This is a genomic window from Arthrobacter terricola, assembly GCF_004354015.1.
Taxonomy (GTDB): Bacteria; Actinomycetota; Actinomycetes; order Actinomycetales; family Micrococcaceae; genus Arthrobacter; species Arthrobacter terricola.
The window spans coordinates 78,141-94,814 of sequence record NZ_SMRU01000014.1 but is presented as its reverse complement, the minus strand read 5'-3'; the positions used below and the strand labels follow the sequence as shown (position 1 = coordinate 94,814).

Annotated in this window: 18 protein-coding genes; 11 read left to right on the top strand and 7 right to left on the bottom strand. The window is 62.7% G+C overall.

The window, feature by feature from the left end; genetic code table 11:
- Positions 1 to 28 precede the first annotated feature (28 nt).
- The 6 genes from cpaB (at position 29) to E1809_RS13130 (ending at position 5,875) form a co-directional block, all read left to right on the top strand.
- On the top strand, positions 29 to 799 hold the full coding sequence (gene cpaB / locus E1809_RS13155; protein ID WP_205754180.1) for a Flp pilus assembly protein CpaB: 771 nt from the start codon (positions 29 to 31) through the stop codon (positions 797 to 799).
- The gene (locus E1809_RS13150) at positions 796 to 1,989 is read left to right on the top strand and encodes an AAA family ATPase (protein WP_133204680.1); all 1,194 of its coding nucleotides are present in this window, start codon (positions 796 to 798) and stop codon (positions 1,987 to 1,989) included. The genes cpaB and E1809_RS13150 overlap by 4 nt, the downstream gene beginning before the upstream one ends.
- Before the next feature lie 131 nt (positions 1,990 to 2,120).
- Entirely contained in the window at positions 2,121 to 3,440 is a 1,320-nt protein-coding gene (locus tag E1809_RS13145) for a CpaF family protein (RefSeq protein ID WP_308166726.1), read from the top strand.
- 1 nt (position 3,441) lies between these two features.
- A complete protein-coding gene (locus E1809_RS13140; protein WP_133204678.1) occupies positions 3,442 to 4,371 on the top strand; it encodes a type II secretion system F family protein in 930 nt (309 codons plus the stop codon).
- An 8-nt stretch (positions 4,372 to 4,379) separates the two neighbouring features.
- Positions 4,380 to 5,267, top strand: coding sequence for a type II secretion system F family protein (locus E1809_RS13135; RefSeq protein ID WP_133204677.1), 888 nt, complete (start codon positions 4,380 to 4,382; stop codon positions 5,265 to 5,267).
- Positions 5,268 to 5,395: 128 nt separating this feature from the next.
- Complete coding sequence (locus E1809_RS13130; protein ID WP_133204676.1) at positions 5,396 to 5,875, top strand: Hpt domain-containing protein; 480 nt, start codon at positions 5,396 to 5,398, stop codon at positions 5,873 to 5,875.
- Here the strand turns inward: E1809_RS13130 and E1809_RS13125 are convergent.
- Both E1809_RS13125 and E1809_RS27405 read right to left on the bottom strand, forming a co-directional pair.
- The gene (locus tag E1809_RS13125) at positions 5,872 to 6,639 is read right to left on the bottom strand and encodes a response regulator transcription factor (protein ID WP_133204675.1); all 768 of its coding nucleotides are present in this window, start codon (positions 6,637 to 6,639) and stop codon (positions 5,872 to 5,874) included. The two genes, E1809_RS13130 and E1809_RS13125, sit on opposite strands and share 4 nt — an antisense overlap.
- Before the next feature lie 96 nt (positions 6,640 to 6,735).
- Entirely contained in the window at positions 6,736 to 7,278 is a 543-nt protein-coding gene (locus E1809_RS27405) for a hypothetical protein (RefSeq protein WP_235835582.1), read from the bottom strand.
- Between E1809_RS27405 and E1809_RS13120 the strand changes: the two genes are divergently transcribed.
- Together E1809_RS13120 and E1809_RS13115 are read left to right on the top strand one after the other, a co-directional pair.
- Entirely contained in the window at positions 7,277 to 8,455 is a 1,179-nt protein-coding gene (locus E1809_RS13120; protein WP_235835581.1) for a sensor histidine kinase, read from the top strand. The genes E1809_RS27405 and E1809_RS13120 overlap by 2 nt on opposite strands.
- 217 nt (positions 8,456 to 8,672) lie before the next feature.
- Positions 8,673 to 9,071, top strand: a complete 399-nt coding sequence (locus tag E1809_RS13115; RefSeq protein ID WP_374102634.1) for a hypothetical protein — start codon at positions 8,673 to 8,675, stop codon at positions 9,069 to 9,071.
- A 47-nt stretch (positions 9,072 to 9,118) separates the two neighbouring features.
- Here the strand turns inward: E1809_RS13115 and E1809_RS13110 are convergent, their stop codons facing one another.
- Positions 9,119 to 9,934 carry an MBL fold metallo-hydrolase gene (locus tag E1809_RS13110; RefSeq protein WP_133204673.1) on the bottom strand — a complete coding sequence of 272 codons (816 nt, stop codon included), beginning with the start codon at positions 9,932 to 9,934 and terminating at the stop codon, positions 9,119 to 9,121.
- A gap of 210 nt (positions 9,935 to 10,144) precedes the next feature.
- Between E1809_RS13110 and E1809_RS13105 the strand changes: the two genes are divergently transcribed.
- Positions 10,145 to 11,278: an EAL domain-containing protein gene (locus E1809_RS13105; RefSeq protein WP_133204672.1), complete on the top strand. Its 1,134-nt coding sequence runs from the start codon at positions 10,145 to 10,147 to the stop codon at positions 11,276 to 11,278.
- Between the two features lie 46 nt (positions 11,279 to 11,324).
- On the opposite strand, the gene E1809_RS13100 is transcribed toward E1809_RS13105, so the two are convergent.
- On the bottom strand, positions 11,325 to 11,969 hold the full coding sequence (locus E1809_RS13100) for a TetR/AcrR family transcriptional regulator (RefSeq protein ID WP_133204671.1): 645 nt from the start codon (positions 11,967 to 11,969) through the stop codon (positions 11,325 to 11,327).
- A gap of 247 nt (positions 11,970 to 12,216) precedes the next feature.
- On the opposite strand from E1809_RS13100, the gene E1809_RS13095 reads away from it, so the two are divergent.
- Positions 12,217 to 13,737: an FAD-dependent oxidoreductase gene (locus tag E1809_RS13095; RefSeq protein ID WP_133204670.1), complete on the top strand. Its 1,521-nt coding sequence runs from the start codon at positions 12,217 to 12,219 to the stop codon at positions 13,735 to 13,737.
- Positions 13,738 to 13,831: 94 nt separating this feature from the next.
- Positions 13,832 to 14,449: a YdcF family protein gene (locus tag E1809_RS13090; RefSeq protein ID WP_133204669.1), complete on the top strand. Its 618-nt coding sequence runs from the start codon at positions 13,832 to 13,834 to the stop codon at positions 14,447 to 14,449.
- 36 nt (positions 14,450 to 14,485) lie between these two features.
- On the opposite strand, the gene E1809_RS13085 is transcribed toward E1809_RS13090, so the two are convergent.
- The 3 genes from E1809_RS13085 to E1809_RS13075 are packed head-to-tail and all read right to left on the bottom strand — an operon-like array spanning position 14,486 to position 16,463.
- The gene (locus tag E1809_RS13085) at positions 14,486 to 15,400 is read right to left on the bottom strand and encodes a cation diffusion facilitator family transporter (RefSeq protein ID WP_133204668.1); all 915 of its coding nucleotides are present in this window, start codon (positions 15,398 to 15,400) and stop codon (positions 14,486 to 14,488) included.
- Positions 15,397 to 16,140, bottom strand: a complete 744-nt coding sequence (locus tag E1809_RS13080) for a cation diffusion facilitator family transporter (RefSeq protein ID WP_133204667.1) — start codon at positions 16,138 to 16,140, stop codon at positions 15,397 to 15,399. Before E1809_RS13080 ends, E1809_RS13085 begins: the two co-directional genes overlap by 4 nt.
- Positions 16,137 to 16,463 carry an ArsR/SmtB family transcription factor gene (locus E1809_RS13075; protein ID WP_205754179.1) on the bottom strand — a complete coding sequence of 109 codons (327 nt, stop codon included), beginning with the start codon at positions 16,461 to 16,463 and terminating at the stop codon, positions 16,137 to 16,139. The genes E1809_RS13080 and E1809_RS13075 overlap by 4 nt, the downstream gene beginning before the upstream one ends.
- Between the last annotated feature and the right edge of the window lie 211 nt (positions 16,464 to 16,674).

Here is a 16,674-nt window from a genome sequence, read left to right as displayed (position 1 = left end):
AAACCCTCTCAGAGCACAGGAGCAGTCAGTGAAGTCCCGCTTGTTGGCAGGCTCGGCAGCAGCACTGTTGGCCGTCATCGGAGTGATTCTCGTCTTTTCCTACGCCCAGGGCGCAGACCAACGGGCGGTCCAGAATCTCTCCCCTGTTGACGTCCTCGTGGTGAAGACTGCGATTCCCGCAGGAACTCCCGTCAATGCAATGCAGGCTTCCCTGACCGCAGAGCAACTCCCTAAATCGGCCGTCCCCCAAACGGCCGTGCACTCCCTGAACGATTCCGCGGGCAAAGTTGCCGCCGTCGACCTCGTCCCGGGCGAGACGCTGGTGTCCGAGCGGTTGGTGGCCCCGGACGCCCTCCAAGCCCCGGGCGATGTCAAGGTGCCAGCAGGTCTCCAGGAGGTCTCCTTTCAACTGGAGCCCCAAAGGGTTGTGGGCGGACGGATTGTCCCTGGCGACCATGTGGGAATCTTCATTTCCATGTCCAGCGGCGGAGTTGACGCGAAGTCGGACAAACCCAGCACTGAACTGACCATCCCCAAGGTTCTCGTGACTTCCGTCCAGCGCGCCCCGCAAACGGCGGCGAGTCAACAGCCTGCGCCGGCACCGAGTTCCGGTGCCGCCAATCCCAGCGACACCAGCCTCCCCACGGGCTCGCTCCTCTTAACGGTCGCCGTGAGCGACGTCGACGCGTCGAAGATCGTGTTCGCGGCAGAGTTCGAGAAAATCTGGCTCAGCAAGGAGTCTCTGGACGCCAAGGACAGTGGACCCACGGTCATCCAGCCGGGCGGGGTATACCGATGAGCCGGTTTGTCCTGATTACCCCGAACACCGAATTCGATCAGCGCCTGCGCCAGGCGGTTGCGGGCGGTCTACCTGGGAGCGTCCAGACGTTCTTCACCAGCACTTTGCCTTCCGACCCCGCGGAATTGTTCGGCGCACTCAACCAGGAACAACTCGAAGTGCTGATCCTGGGACCGGAAGTCCCAGAGGAGGACGCACTACGCCTTGCCACCGTCCTCGACGTGCAACTGCCTGAACTGAGTGTGATCCTCGTCAGCGACCCGGACCATGGATTCGTTCTCCAGGCCATGCGGTCCGGAATCCGGGACATCATGAGCCCCTCGGCGGACCTGGCCCAGATGAGAGTCACGCTGGAGCGCGCCTGCCAGTCCTTCGCCAGCCGTCAGCGAACCGCAGAGCCAAAGCAATCCGGCGCGCCCAAGGGCCTCGTGATCGGCGTTTTTTCTCCCAAGGGTGGCGTAGGCAAGACGACCATCGCCACAAACATCGCGGTGGGACTTGGAAAGATTGCGCCCATGAGCGTGGTGATCGTGGACCTGGATTTGCAATTCGGCGATGTGGCTTCGGGCCTCTATCTCACTCCGGAACACACAGTTACGGATGCCGTCACGCCGGCGGCCAGCCAGGACTCCTTGGTCCTCAAAGCCTTCCTCACCGTCCACCCGGCGAGCATTTACGCCTTGTGCGCCCCCAAGAGTCCGGTCGAGGCTGATGAAATTTCGCCGGACCAGGTAGGACGGCTGTTGGAACAACTGGCCGAACAATTCCAGTACGTCGTGGTGGACACGGCACCCGGATTACCGGAGATCGGCCTCGCGGCCCTTGAACAATGCACAGACGCAGTGTGGGTGACAGGCATGGACGTTCCGAGCATTCGTGGTCTTCGTTCCGGTTTGGACATCCTCCGGAGGCTCAACTTGCTTCCGGAAACGCGCCACGTGGTGCTCAACATGGCCGATTCGAAGTCCGGGTTGTCCGTCCAGGATGTTGAATCGACTGTCGGTGCCCCAGTCGACATCAGCATCCCTCGGTCGAAGGCCGTAGCGTTCTCCACCAATCGCGGAATCCCCGTGCTCCAGGAGGCCGTGAAGGACCCCGCCGTCAAAGGATTCAAGCAGCTGGTTGAACGCTTCAACCCGGCCTGGCGCGCCACTGCCCAACGCAAACTCCACAGAAGGGTGGTGGTCTAGTGAAACTGTCCCAGCGTTTACAAGCTGCGGAAGACCCGGATGCGGCGTCCCCAGGCGCACGTGCAGATCTGCCGCCGGTCAAGCCCAGCCCGGTAGCGAAACCCCAGACCCCACTGAAGATCACTGAAACAGTGGATACGCCTAAACCGAGGGCCCAACAACCGGTGGACGTTTTCGCCGCCCTGAAGCAGCGTGCCGCGACGGCCTTGTTCGAGCGGCTCGGTACCAGGTTCAACGACTCCACGGTGAGCGAGCAGGAACTGCGTGCCACGGCCCGGGAAGAACTCATTCGAATTGTCGACGCAGAGCAGGTGCCCCTCTCCCCCGATGAGCGCAGCCGTCTCGTGGCCGATGTTGCCGACGACGTCCTCGGATACGGCCCACTGCAGCGTTTGCTGGACGATCCCGAAGTCACCGAGATCATGGTCAACCGGATGGACCAGATCTACGTGGAACGGCGAGGCAAGCTGACCCTCACGGACTCGGGATTCAACTCGGAGGAACATCTCCGTAGGGTCATCGAAAGGATCGTTTCCAAGGTGGGGCGCCGGATCGACGAGTCATCGCCCCTCGTCGACGCACGGCTTGAAGACGGCTCCCGCGTCAACGCCGTGATCCCTCCACTCGCCGTCGGGGGTTCCTCCCTCACCATCCGCAAATTCAGCAAGGTGCCCCTGACCGTCCGGAACCTGATCGACTTCGGAACCCTCACGCCGGAGATGGCCGAACTCCTCAACGCCTGCGTCAAGGCAAAACTGAACATCATCGTGTCCGGCGGTACGGGAACCGGGAAAACCACGCTTTTGAATGTCCTCTCCGCCTTCATCCCGGAGGACAACCGCATCGTCACTATTGAAGACGCGGTAGAACTGCAGATCCAACAGCAACACGTGGTCCGGCTCGAGAGCCGGCCGCCGAACACCGAAGGCAAAGGCGAAGTGACAATCCGCGACCTGCTCCGGAACTCGCTCCGCATGCGCCCAGACCGGATCGTGGTGGGCGAGGTCCGCGGTGGAGAATCGCTGGATATGTTGCAGGCCATGAATACCGGCCACGACGGCTCGCTCTCCACTGTCCACTCGAACTCGCCACGGGATGCAATCGCGCGCCTTGAAACATTGGTGCTCATGGCGGGCATGGACCTTCCGTTGCGCGCGATCCGTGAGCAAATAGCGTCGGCGGTGAACCTCATCGTCCAAATCTCCCGCTTACGCGACGGAACGCGGCGCATCACCCATGTGACCGAAGTCCAAGGCATGGAAGGGGATATTGTCACCCTCCAGGACGCCTTTGTTTTCGATTACTCGGCCGGCGTCGACGCCCATGGAGTGTTCCTCGGACGGCCGGTGCCAACGGGAATCCGTCCCCGGTTCATCGACCGCTTCGAAGACCTGGGGATCCGGGTCTCACCGGGAGTTTTCGCCGCTCCGCTGACCTCACCAAGGGGCTGAGATGCTCTTATTCGGAATGGCCTTGATGCTTTTAGCCATCCTTCTATTCGGGGTGGCGGTCATCCTGCCAAAGGCACACGAGGTCCCGGTGGATCGCCGCCGGCCATACGAAGTGGGCACAGGGTCCCAGCTAACCCGATTTACGGGCTCAGCCACCGACCAGCTTCACGGCATCCTGACCCGACGCAACATCCGGATGTTCAACCGCGAAGAACTGGAAAACGCCGGCCTTCGAATGCGCCAAGCGGAGTTCTTCATCCTGGTGATCGCCGGTGCGTTCGTGGGGGCCTTGATTGGCCTCATTGTGGGCGGCCCCTGGCTGGCGGTTTTGTTCTTCCTCGCGGCCCCACTAGTCGGAAAACTCGTCGTCAGATTCCTCGCGGGCAAAAGGCGTACAAAGTTTGATGACCAGCTCGGAGACACCTTGCAATTGCTCGCGGGCAGTCTGAGAGCCGGTCACAGTATTCTTCGAGCAATTGATGCAGCGGCTGCCGAATCAGCCGTTCCAACATCGGAAGAGATGCGCCGCGTCATCACGGAGACAAGCCTGGGACGGGATCTTCAAAACTCGCTCAACGACACCGCCGAACGCATGCGAAGCGAGGATTTCGTCTGGATAGCCCAAGCGATCCAAATCAACCGCGAAGTGGGCGGAAACCTGGCTGAAGTGTTGGACCAAGTCAACGAGACCATCCGCGAACGGAGCGAAATCAAGGGACATATCAAGTCCCTGGCCGCGGAAGGAAAGTTCTCGGGATACATCCTCATGGCCCTTCCCTTCGGCATCGTCACGATGCTCATGGTGGTCAATCCCGGCTATATGGAACCGATGTTCACGCATCCACTCGGTTGGGGAATGATCGCGGCGTCGGCCATCCTCATGACCATCGGTGGTCTGTGGATGCGCAAAATCATCGACTTGAAGTTTTGAGGTGTGGCATGAATCCTATGCTCTTCCTGTCGTTGCTGCTGGTGCCATTGCCGCTTTCCTACCTCTTGTGGTCCTTCCTCTCCGTCGACCGCAAAGCCCAGCGCGCAGTGAGGGAGCTGCTCGCGCAGGGCTACGATGTCGCCGCAGTCGAGGAACAAAGGCAAACCGCTGTGTTGGAGCGCATTGGCTACAGGCTCACGCCGGGCAGCTACGTCCACAAGCTTGATAAGCTCCTTTCCCTGGCCGGTCGGCCACCGTCCCTGCCCTTGGGACGCGTCCTCGCAGCCAAGCCCGCGCTCGGCCTCTGTGGCGCCCTTTTTGGTTTGTTCCTCGCCAGCAACAGCTCAAGCGGGATTATCAAGCTGGTCGGGATATTCGTGGTATTGCTGGGATACTTTATTCCGGATTTGATGCTTTATAGCAAAGGCAAGGAACGCCAGAAAGCAATGCAGTTGGAACTCGCCAACACGATGGATCAAATGTTGATTTCAGTGGAGGCCGGGCTTGGATTCGAAGGGGCCATGGCGCGCGCCGGGGAAAATGGAAAGGGACCGCTGGCTGAGGAACTTGTGCGAACGCTCCAGGACATGCAGGTTGGACGCAGCCGCCGCGAGTCCTATCTGGCTTTGGGAGAACGCACGAATGTTCCGGAACTCCGGAGCTTCGTGCAAGCCGTGATCCAAGCAGATACGTACGGCATCGCCATCAGCCGGGTCCTTCGGGTCCAGGCGAAGGTCATGAGGGTGAAGCGCCGGCAACGCGCTGAAGAAAAGGCGATGAAGCTTCCGGTCATGGTTCTCTTTCCGCTGCTGCTCTTCATCTTCCCGGTTTTGTTCATCGCGATCCTGGGTCCGGCTGTCATCAATGCGATTTCCTCCTTCAGCGGCGGCGGATGATATAAGAATTCCCCGCGGTTTACTTGCATTCCAGCGGCTAAATTCGGCTACGTCAAGAAAGGCTTAAGTTTTCCTCAGGATCTGCATAAGATCGGTTTCTTTCGAAATTCGGAAAGTAGCATTGGGTCATGTTCAGTTCAGGTGCCAGCGAAACTACCGGAGCGGAAGGCTCTGGCCCTACCGGTGCGTCCGTCGATTCCGTCGGGGCACCTCCCGCCGAGCTTGCTGAGCATCCCATCCTGGACCTTGCGGAATTCCAGCTTTTGGAAGACCAAGTGGATAATCCATCGATCGCCCGGAGCTTTGCCGGAGACTTCGCGAAGCTCTGGGGCATGCGTTATGAAGTCCTGGCGGCTGCTGTCGGACGTGGCGACGAAGCCGCGGCTTTGGACGCCGTCCTGAGCTTGAGGACCTCTTCCGCCATGGTGGGCGGTGTTCGGCTTGCGCGTCTGGCGGCAAAGTTGGAGGGATTCTTGCGGACCAACGACTTCCTCGCGGCCCGCGGCCTCCTCCACGAGGTGGGCGAATGCGGCCGTCTTACCGTGGGCGAGCTTAGGTCCAGTTACGTACTCCGGAAGCAGTTGGCGGACGACGGCGCTCCGGCCTAATCGGTCCTCGCCGGCGCCAGCCGGTACCCGACTCCGCGGACGGTCTGCAGGAACCGCGGCGATTGCGCATCCTCGTGGAGCTTGCGTCGAAGGTTGCCAATGTGGGTCTCAACGGCCCGTTCATCGGCTTCGCTGATGTAGGCGTCGTCGTCGTAGTAATCGCCACGGGCCGCCCGAACAAGGTCGGCTTTCGTCCGGACTCCTCCACGGTGGCGGAGGATGTCGAACAGCAAATCGAATTCGCTCCTCGTCAACGTGAGCGTTGAACCCCGGAGCGTGACTGTCCTGGTTTTGTGGTTGACGGCCAATCCGTTGTGCTCGATCGCGGCGTCGTCGCGGGGCTGGCGGTCAGGCTCCGGTCGTCCGGTGTCCCCGGTCGGCTCCGGAACACCCACGCGTGGCCGCCGCATCATCGCCGTCACGCGCGCACGTAATTCGCGGGGCAGGAACGGTTTCTTGAGGTAGTCGTCCGCGCCGGTCAGGAATGCGGTCAAGGTGTCCAGCTCTTCGCGACGGGCCGTCAGCATCACCACGTAAGCGTCGCTGAATTGCCGGATTCGGCGCAGGACTTCATTGCCGTCCATATCTGGAAGACCGACATCCAAGGTGACCACGGAGGCCTTTTGATGGCGTACGACTTCCACGCCTTCGCGGCCGGTTGAGGCGGAGTGCACCTCAAAACCAGCTTCCTTGAGAATGGCGTCCACCAAATTCCGGACGTCTTCGTCGTCTTCAATGACAACAGCTACCCCAGGCTCGCTCATTGATATCCTCGAGTCGGTGTACCGCCGCACAGCCCAGCGCAATGCGGGAAGTATCACCCGATTTCCTACGATACAAGCATTGCCGTCACATAGCACCTAATATGTGGAACAGTAATTGGACCGCGACGCTTCAGCGAAAGGTACAACCTTGGGTGAGCAGCCTTTGTTACGCGTGGCAAACCGTTTCTTCAGGAGGCTCACACCCCGCGTACGGCTGGCATTTTGCGAATTACCACTGACGCTCACCATAGCGGCCTTGGTGGTCGCGGCTCCGGCACATTGGCCGACCCTGATCCAGAACTCGATGTTTGTGACAGGCGCCATCTTCCATGGGATCCTTTTCCTCGCCTGCCTGGTGGTTCCGTGGGAGCGCTTGCCGCCCAGCGCGAACCTTGCAATTCCGCTCTTGGACTTGGTGGCCATCTTCTTCACGCGGAATGGCGCAATCCCGGCCATACCGTCGCTTATCCTCGTGTCGCTGTTCCCGGTGATCTGGTTGTCGGCTTCCGGCTTGATGCCTAATTGGAGCCTTATTCTCAGTTTTGCGGCGCCATTCATCATTGCGCTTCCACCATTGATTTCGCACCAGCCAAATCCCGGGTCCACGTACATTTCCGCCGCGGTAATTGTGCCGCTCATGATGTTTGCGGTGGCGGCGTCGATTCGTTTGGCCGGTTCGTTCGCTGTCCTGCAGCAACGGCGGGTAAAGCAGCGGGACCAGGCCTTGCGGCATTTGCTCACCGCCAGCAGGCGGAGCGAGACGCTGCTCAAGACAATTCTGGACACGATCGACGTCGGAATTGTCGCGGTGGATTCCAAGGGCGGAACGCTCCTGACCAATAACCAGCAAAAGGATTTCCTTCGCCTGCTGACCCCCGGCGAAGGCACGGCTGAGGCCGAACGCTTGATATTCGGACAGGACCGGCTGACTCCCCTTCCCAAGGAGAAGAGTCCCGTTCAAAGGGCGGTCCAGGGCGAGACTTTTTCGGATTATCTCGTGTGGTTCGGTTCGGGTTCGGAACAGCGGGCCATCTCTACCGCGGCACGGAGCATGAAGAACGACGGCGACGACGACTTCGGCGGGGCCGTGATCGTTTTCCGGGACGTGACTGAGGTGGTGGAAGCCCTTGCCGCCAAGGACGAACTGGTGGCCAACGTTTCGCACGAATTCGGTTCCCCGCTGACGTCCATCCTGGGCAACCTCGACTTGGTGCTCCATGGCTCGGCGGAACTGCAACCTCGTACGCGGACCGGCTTGGAGGTAGCCGAACGTAACGCGGAGCGGCTCCGGGCCTTGATGGACGATCTCCTCTCCTCTGCCGCGGCGGTGGAGGGCATCCGCCTCCGGCCTACGGACCTGGCTGGATTGGTGGAGAACAGCCTGGTCTCCGCCCAAGCCCAGGCGGATGCCGCCAACGTGGGCCTCGTCGCCGAGGTGCCTGCTCCCCTCTGGGCGGACGCCGACCCCCTGCGGTTGGGCCAGGCGTTGGACAACCTGGTGTCCAACGCGATCAAGTATTCGCCGGGCGGCGGCCTTGTGAGCGTGCGCGCAACACGCGACCGCGACTGGGTCCGGCTCGAGGTCGAGGACACCGGCATGGGCATGACCCAGGACGAGACCACCCGGATCTTCACGAGGTACTTCCGCACCAGCAGCGCACGCGAGGCCTCGATTCCCGGAATCGGATTGGGATTGTCTATCACCAAATCCATCGTGGAGCGCCACGGCGGCAGCATCACCTGCGAGAGCGAGCCCGGCCGGGGAAGCACGTTCACAGTGGCATTGCCGGTCGCTGCGGGATCTTCTTCCGAGTAGTCAATCGCCGACCGGGCCGAGTATTACTCAGGCAGGCAAGTGTACCTAGGCAACATAATGGAGTACCCGCTACTCGTGACGGGTACCTGCTGTGAAAGCTTGAATGAATCCCAGTTGGTCTCAACCGCAATACTTGATCTCTGGGGGTCATTCACATGTTTGCATTCTGTAATCCTGCCCTGCCCTTCGCGGGTCGCACCGATGCGGAGACGGTCCGATGAGCGCGGGAATGGAATCGGCTGCCGCGTTCGCGGGTTCGTTGCCGGGGCTGCTCCTGATGACGCTCGGCCAGACCTTGGTGGTGGTGTGCCTGTGTTTCGACATGGTCCGCGCCCTGTCCGTGCCGAGGTCTCATCGCCGCTACGTTGCAAGCACCATCTTCAGGACGCTCGCCGTGCCGTCAATCCTCATCATGGGGGTCAGCGTGCTGGAAGACGTCATCCGCTTGTCGTGGACGGACCTGGTGATGGGCGTCTTCGTGATGGTGGCGATCATCTTCCGCTGGCACCACGACAAGGACGAGGACAACTGGTGGAAGGGCAAGGGCAAGAAGCTCGCCCGCTGGGCCCGCAAGCAGTTTGCCGCACCGCCGGTTCTGGCACCATCCGCAGCCTAGGCGGCCCGGCGTGGGGCTCGAGCGGATCCGCCCGAGCCATCCGCACCTTAGTGGTGGGCGGCAGTCTCCTGGAGCCGCTTGATGAACCAGCGTGACTGTTCCGGTCCGTAGGGAAGCACCGGAATCGCCTTGGTAGCGTCCGACGGCGTGTCCCGGATCGACTGCCTGGCTTGCCGTACCGCTGTGGTCATCGTGTCAGCCATCGTCTTCACGAACTGGTCGCTGCAGGGCTTTCCGTGGCCCGGGATCAGGTATTCGTAGCGGTGGCGCAATGCCGAGATGTGGCGGAGCGCGTCGGCCCATTCCTCCGGGTAGGAGTCTTCGAAGGAGGGGTGGGCGCCTTGCTCTACGAGGTCGCCCGCGAAGAGCGTGGAGGGCGTTCCCACCAGGAGGTCCCCGTCTGTGTGGCCTCGGCCCAGGTAGAACAAGGTTGCGGTCAATCCGCCGAGGTCCACCAGGACGGGCTGGTCCTTGACGATGGCGTTCGGGATCACGATCTCCACGGCTTCGCCCTTGCCCGCTGCCATCTCGGGCTCAGTGGCGGCGACAAAGCGCCGCTGGTGGTCGCCGTCGTCGTCGATCGTCGCGGCAGTGTTGACGTGCCCCCAAAACTCGATGACGCCATCGTCGGCAAAAACCGCGTTGCCGAAGTAGTGGTCGTAGTGCGCGTGCGTGTTGACGACGACGAGGGGCAACTGGGTCTTTTCGCGCACCGCGGCGAGGATCTGCTTGCCTTGGCGGGGTCCGCAACCGGTGTCGATCACCATGGCTCGTTCAGTTCCTACAACGAGGCCGGTGTTGAGGAGGCATCCTTCGGTCTCCAACACGTAGTTGTCCGGGCCGACTTCGAGCCATGCTGCCATTGTTACTCCGTCTTCAATTGCGTTCCGGCGGTGTTCAGGCCTTGATTCTACCCACGCGCAGCTGGGAGGATCGTGAACCGGGCGCAAGTGAACACGTGTAAATAGAGCGCAACGATTTCCTCACAGTTCGGACTGACCGGTTTGTTTAGCTGTACCATTCCTTTTGGTAGGACCCGGGCTCAGCCGGATCTGCAGGTAAGGGAATACTATATGTCGACGCAAAAGCCGTCTTCTCTCGCAGTGGCCGAGGCGCTGGGGCACGCCACCTCCGAGACCATCAGGCCGTCCACCAATGAGCTCCTGGGGCTGCGCAGCCAAGTCCTGGAGATCATTGATGAAGTCTTGGCGGATTCGTCAGAGACGAGCGAGGAGGTGCGCGAACAACTTCGAAAGCACCTTGAGGCCCATCCCGGTCGGCCGGAAATTGCGCTGCTGGAACATCTGGCTTCACTGAAGGAGCAGGAGTCCGGCATGGTCGTTCCTGCGGCGGACCCGGACTCTGCAGAACCCGAACCGGCTCCCGAGTCCGACGAGCCGCAGGACGAAACTTCCGAACCCCATGGCAGCCCACGGCTTGAGGCCGTCCTCCGCGACCGGATGCTGGTCACCGCTTTCCAGCCGGTGTTCGATCTCCGCACTCAGGCAGTGGTCGGCGCCGAGGCGTTGACCCGCTTCGTCAGCGACGGCGGAGATCCCGCGGACTACTGGTTCGCGGAGGCCGAGGATTCCGGACTCCGGACGGACCTTGAATTCGCCGCGCTGGAGTCTGCACTCTCGACCGCGGCAGAACTGCCGCAAGACCTGTTCGTCGCACTCAAGCTCTCCCACGTCGCCTGCATCGATCCGCGGCTCCATGTGCTCTTCGACAATTCTCCGGTGGCTCCCAGCCGTGTAGTCCTCGAACTCACGGGCCGGTTCCTCCATGACCAATCGGCTTCGCTCGACGCCGCCCTTAAGCCCTTGCGCGCCGCCGGCGTTCGCTTGTCCATCGAGAACACGGGCTCCTACTTCGCGGCCGTCAGCCACATTTCCCGCCTCAAGCCGGAAATGATCAAGCTCGACCGCAACCTGGCATCGGGCCTGGACCGGGACCTGCTCCGGCAGGAACTTGTGGAAGCCGAGGTGGCGTTCGCAGCGGAAATCGGCGCAGTGCTGTCCGCGCAGCGCATTGAAACGGAGGACGAGCTCGCCACGGTTACCGGTTTGGGAATCGCGCTCGGCCAAGGTTTCCACTTGGGCCGGCCGTCAGTGCAGCCACGGGAATGGGCTGCTTGGGGCGCACACACGGAGCACACCGTGCACCTTACGGCGCCTGCCAGGAGCCGGCGGACGGCAAGCGCTTAGGGGCTCACCTCACCGATGCCAGGCCCCTCACGGGATCCAGGCCACCTCACGACGCGGGAACGCGGACGTGGCCGCGATGGTGGTCGATCAGCCACACGGCCATTTCCTGCGCCCGCCTGGACGCGAGGGCATCTCCTTCGGTGGCCGAGATGATGGAGCCCTTCATGAGGATGTGCCAGGAGCGTGCGAATTCCTCGGTGCGCTCCAGCCCGGCTTCTTCGGCCAACTCCCGGACATGTCCCCTGATCCTGGCTAGGTAGGCGATGCTGGCTTTCCCCAACGGATGCTCACGGCCCATCTCGAGCAGGACGTTGATGAACGAGCATGCCTCGAAGTCTTCCCGTTTGAACCAGTCACCAAAAACATCGAAGATGGCCAGCAGTTGCTCCTCGGGAGTGTTTCCGCGGCTCCGGGCGTCGGAGATGATCAAGTCCACGGTCCAGATCTGGTCCCGCAACGCCAGGAAGGCGAGCACAAGATCGTCCTTGGACGGGAAGTGCCGGTAGAAGGTGGCCTTCGCTACCCCTGACCGCTCGATGAGCTGGTCAATGCCCACAGCACGGATTCCGCGCCGGGAAAACAGTTCGTAGGCGGCGTCGAGGATGCGATCCACCGCATCATCTCTCGTGGTCGTTTGTCCGGCTGGCAACGATGCCGGACTGGGGATGTCCGAAGCGTCTGGCGAGCTCATGGTGACACCAATTTTACTCGCGGGCGGGTAGAGACAGACCTGTCTGTCCACTATTACTTTGGGCGCGTCGCGTCGCCTGCCCGGACCGCGCGGCCCGGCCGTTCCGCACCTTCGGTGCTGCGCCGCGCCGTCGGGATCTGCTCCCCTATTGCTTCTCTCCCGGCGTTCTGCTTCTCTGGCACTACCGGGCCGCCACCGCGCTAATTCCGGTGTGGATCGTGCCCGGATGAAGGGACATGGGACTGCTATGACTTCTCTGTGGCTAGACGGGCGAGGACCGGACGGGGGTGCCGCCGGCGCCACCAGCCCTGACGAATTCACCCCCGGAAGCAGCTACGACACCGTGGTGGTGGGTGCCGGCATCACAGGCCTCGCGACGGCGCTCATGCTGACGCAGGCCGGGCGCAAGGTCCTGGTCCTCGAAGCCCGATATATCGGCGCGGTCAATACCGGAAACACAACAGCCAAGCTCAGTCTCCTGCAGGGCACAGCCCTGTCCCACCTCCGGCGCCAATACGCCCCGAACGTGGTCAGCGCCTACGTCGAGGCGAACCGGGCGGGCCAGGCCTGGCTGCTCAACTACTTGGAATCCCGCGGCGTGCCTTTCCAGTACCGCGACGCCTACACCTTCGCGACCACGGCGGTAGGGGCCGAGCGGCTCCACGAGGAAGCGGAAGTGGCCCGCGAGGCCGGGCTCGCCGTCGAGATTACCGCGGACACCGGGCTGCCATTCGACGTCGAAACCGCCTTGCGGCTCCCCCGCCAGGCACAGTTCAACCCCATGGACGTCCTGGACGCACTGGCGATGGATGTGCGGTCGGGCGGCGGCAGCATCGTGGAGGGCATCCGGGTCATGAACGTCCATAACGGCGACCCGCTGTCGATAGTTACCCGTCGCGGCGAGGTCCGCGCCGGAAACGTGGTCCTCGCCACCGGAACGCCCATGCTGGACCGCGGCCTCTACTTCGCCAAGCTTCGCCCCAACCGCTCGTACGCCGCCGCCCTGCGACTCCCGGACGGCATGAGCCCGCCGCCCGGGATGTACCTGTCCGCCGAACCGCCCACGCGGTCCTTGCGCGACTATCCAGTGCCCGACGGCGGAGCCCTCCTTTTGGTGGGCGGGTTCGGGCACGCGGGTGGCCGGGCACCGTCGCCGCAGTCCCACGTCAACCAGCTGCTCGGGTGGGCGCAGCAGTACTATCCCGACGCGACAGTCACGCATACATGGGCCGCCCAGGACTACCAGGCCGTGAACCTCGTGCCGTTCTTCGGGAAGTTCCCGAGGGGCCGGGGAAAGATCTTCTTCGGCACGGGCTACAACAAGTGGGGCATGACCAACGGGGTGGTTGCGGCTTTGGATGTGGTTTCCGCGATCACCGGGAGCGGCGAACACGAGTGGGCCAAGACCATCCACCACCGGATCACGTCGCCGCGCGGAGCTGGCTCGGCGATCTCTTTCAACATCGAAACCCAGCGGCAGAATTTCCAGGACAAGGCAGCCCTCAAGGACAGGCCGGCAATCACCGAGGAGACCAACCCGGAGGAGGGCACCGGCGTCACAGGACTGTTCCACGGCAAGCCTGCCGCGGTCTGCACGGTGGACGGCACGGTGTGCCGGGTGTCCGCCGAATGCGCGCACCTCGGCGGGATCCTGCGCTGGAACGACGCCGAGAAGTCCTGGGATTGCCCGCTGCACGGCTCGCGGTTCTCGCCTACGGGGAAATTGCTGGAGGGGCCCGCGACGCACAACCTCATGAAGCTGCAGTAGGGGGTCCTCCGCGTAGTGCGTCGCGGCTCCGCACTGGGTAGAGTTGGACGGGTGCAGCGCTGCCGCCCGCATTCCGCATTGGTAAGAGGACGGTATGACCCTTATTCGCACACCCGAGGCACAGGCCGCGCCGCAGCCTCCGGCGCCCAGGCGACGGAACCGCCTTGTTGTGAGGTGGTTGGCAATAGCAGCTTCCCTTGGATTCGTGTGGGCGATCGCAGGCATTTTCCTCTACGTGGAACCCCAGTCCGATGAACCCCAGCGCGCGGATGTGGTGTTCGTCCTCGGTCCGCCCGACTCCCGCATGGACTATGCCGAAAAACTGATGGACGAGGGCTACGCGCCTACCCTCGCTGTGTCGAGTCCCGTGGACAAGTACGGCCGGTTCACTGCGGACATCTGCGGGGAACACATGTCCTACCGGGTGATTTGCTTCCATCCGGAACCCTTCACCACCCAGGGCGAAGCGCGGGCCCTCAAGAGCATGTCCGATCGCTATGGCTGGCACAGCGCCAACGTCCTCACGGCCCAGTTCCACGTCACGCGGGCCCGGGTGATCGTGGAGCGTTGCTACAAGGACGAGCTCCACATGGTTGCCGACCAGCCTCAGCTGCCGCTGGTGTCACTGACCCAGCCCACGTACTCCTGGGCGTACCAATACCTGTACCAAACCGCGGCGTTCGTGAAGGTGGCAGTGCATCCCGAGTGCTGAGGGGTTTTTGGCTTCAGTTGTGCACGGCTCTTCGCGTCAGTGGTGGAGGTGTTCCTGGTCGCGGTGGGCGGCGGTCTCCAACTGGAAGGTGGAGTGTTCCACGGGGACGTCGAAATGCTCGGCAACGCATTTCTGCAGGTCGGCGAGGATCTGCTGGGAATGTCCGTTCGTGAGGCATTCGTCCTTGAGGGTCACGTGGCCGGTGATCACGGGAGTTCCCGTGCCGATGAGCGTGGCGTGGAGATCGTGCACGTCCACGACGTGGGGCAGCGCGAGGATGTGGTCACGGACGGCACGGAGGTCCAGGCCCTTAGGGGTGGCAGCCAGGAGGACCTCGGTGGTTTCCTTGAGCAGCCGGAGCGTCCGGGGAATGATCAGGACTCCGATGAGCAGCGAAACCAGAGCGTCGGCGCGGGTCCAACCGGTCAGGCTGATCACGATTGCCGCGATGATTACGGCTGCGGAACCCAGGGCGTCGTTCAGGACCTCAAGGAATGCTGCCCGCAAATTGAAGCTGCTGTGGCGGCCCGAGGCCAGCACCATCAGGGCCACTGCATTTCCCGCCAGGCCGATGATGCCGAAGAGGAGCATCGCGGACGAGCCAACCTCGGGCGGTTCGACCAAGCGGCGGATGCCTTCAACGAGGACGAATCCGCCTACCACAAGCAGAAGCCCGGCTTGAAGCGCGGCCGCGAGGACCTCGGCGCGTTTGAATCCCCACGTGCGTTCAGGCGTCCGCGGGCGTAATGCCAGGGACGCCGCGATCAGGGCGATGACCAGTCCGGAAGCATCGGTGAACATGTGGCCCGCGTCCGCCAGCAGCGCGAGCGATCCGGACAGGGCAGCACCGATGATCTCGGCTATGAGGATCAACACCGTCACAGCGAGGGCCGCTATGAGGCGCGACCTGTCCTGGGTTGCATCCGCATGTGAGTGGTCGTGCCCGCTCATGACTTCCCCCTTCCGGCTTCGGAGCGTGTACCTAAGTCAATCGTGGTGGCTTGGGGCGCGCAGCATGAGCAATCGTCCGGGCCCTCAACAACCCCGGACTGCTCCGCCTCGGTGGTCCACCCTGCAGCCGGGGCGCAGCACGCATCGCCGCGGGCGGCGTCGACGCCTTCTTTCACGGCGACCGTAGCGATCACCAGGGCAGCCACCGGATCAGCCCACGCCCACCCGAACAAGGCGTTGACCGCGAGGCCAACGAGTACCACCGCGGAGAGGTAGGTGCAAAGAAGCGTTTGTTTGGAGTCGGCCACTGCGCTGCGTGAGCCCAACTCGTGGCCCGCCCGGCGCTGCCCGTAGGACAAGAGCGGCATCACCAGAAGGCTGAGGGCAGTCAAAGCCATCCCTACCGGAGATTCGACCGGTTCTTGGACGCCCAGCAGCTTGACCACCGACGTGACGCTGAGATAGGCAGCGAGGACAAAGAACAGGCCGGCCACCATCCGCAGCGCGGCTTTCTCCCTGCGCTCGTGGTCCACGACGCCAAACTGCCAGAAAATTACCGCGGCGGAAGCCACTTCCACCACCGAGTCGAGGCCGAATCCGATCAATGCAGCTGAGCCGGAGGCGGCCCCGGCCGCAATCGCGACGATCGCCTCGAATAGGTTGTAGCCGATCACCGCCGCCGAGAACAACCGGATCCTGCGGGCCAACATAGTACGACGGTCGACGGCGAGGGTGCTCATTGCGGGCACTCCGGCACCGCGCAGAGGCAGACGGGTTCCACCGAGAGAATCACGCCGAGGAGGTCTCCCAGTGCGTGCGCGAGTTTCGCGTCCGAGAGCTCGTAACGGACCCTCCGGCCTTCCGACTCGGCAACCACCAAACCGCAGTCCCGCAGGCATGCAAGGTGGTTGGAGAGGACTTGTTTGCTCACTCCGATGGCATCCGCCAAGTCCCCCGAGTATGCAGGACCATCCTTCAGGCGCATGAGGACGGCGGCCCTCGTCGGATCGGCCAGGGCCTTCCCGAAGCGCGCCAGTACCTCGTTTACGGTCAACGTCTTCACACCCACAACGGTACACGACTTCATGTAACGTCGCGAGCCGTCGCCGTAACCCCCAACGCCCGCTCACGTCCGGCGCCTTCCAGACCAACGCCCGCTCACGTCCGGCGCCTTCCAGACCAACGCCCGCTCACATCCCGCCGACGAGCGCGCCCTGACGTGCGCGGGCGTCGCATCGGTGCCGCACAAAGGAGCCCGAGACCATCATTAACCT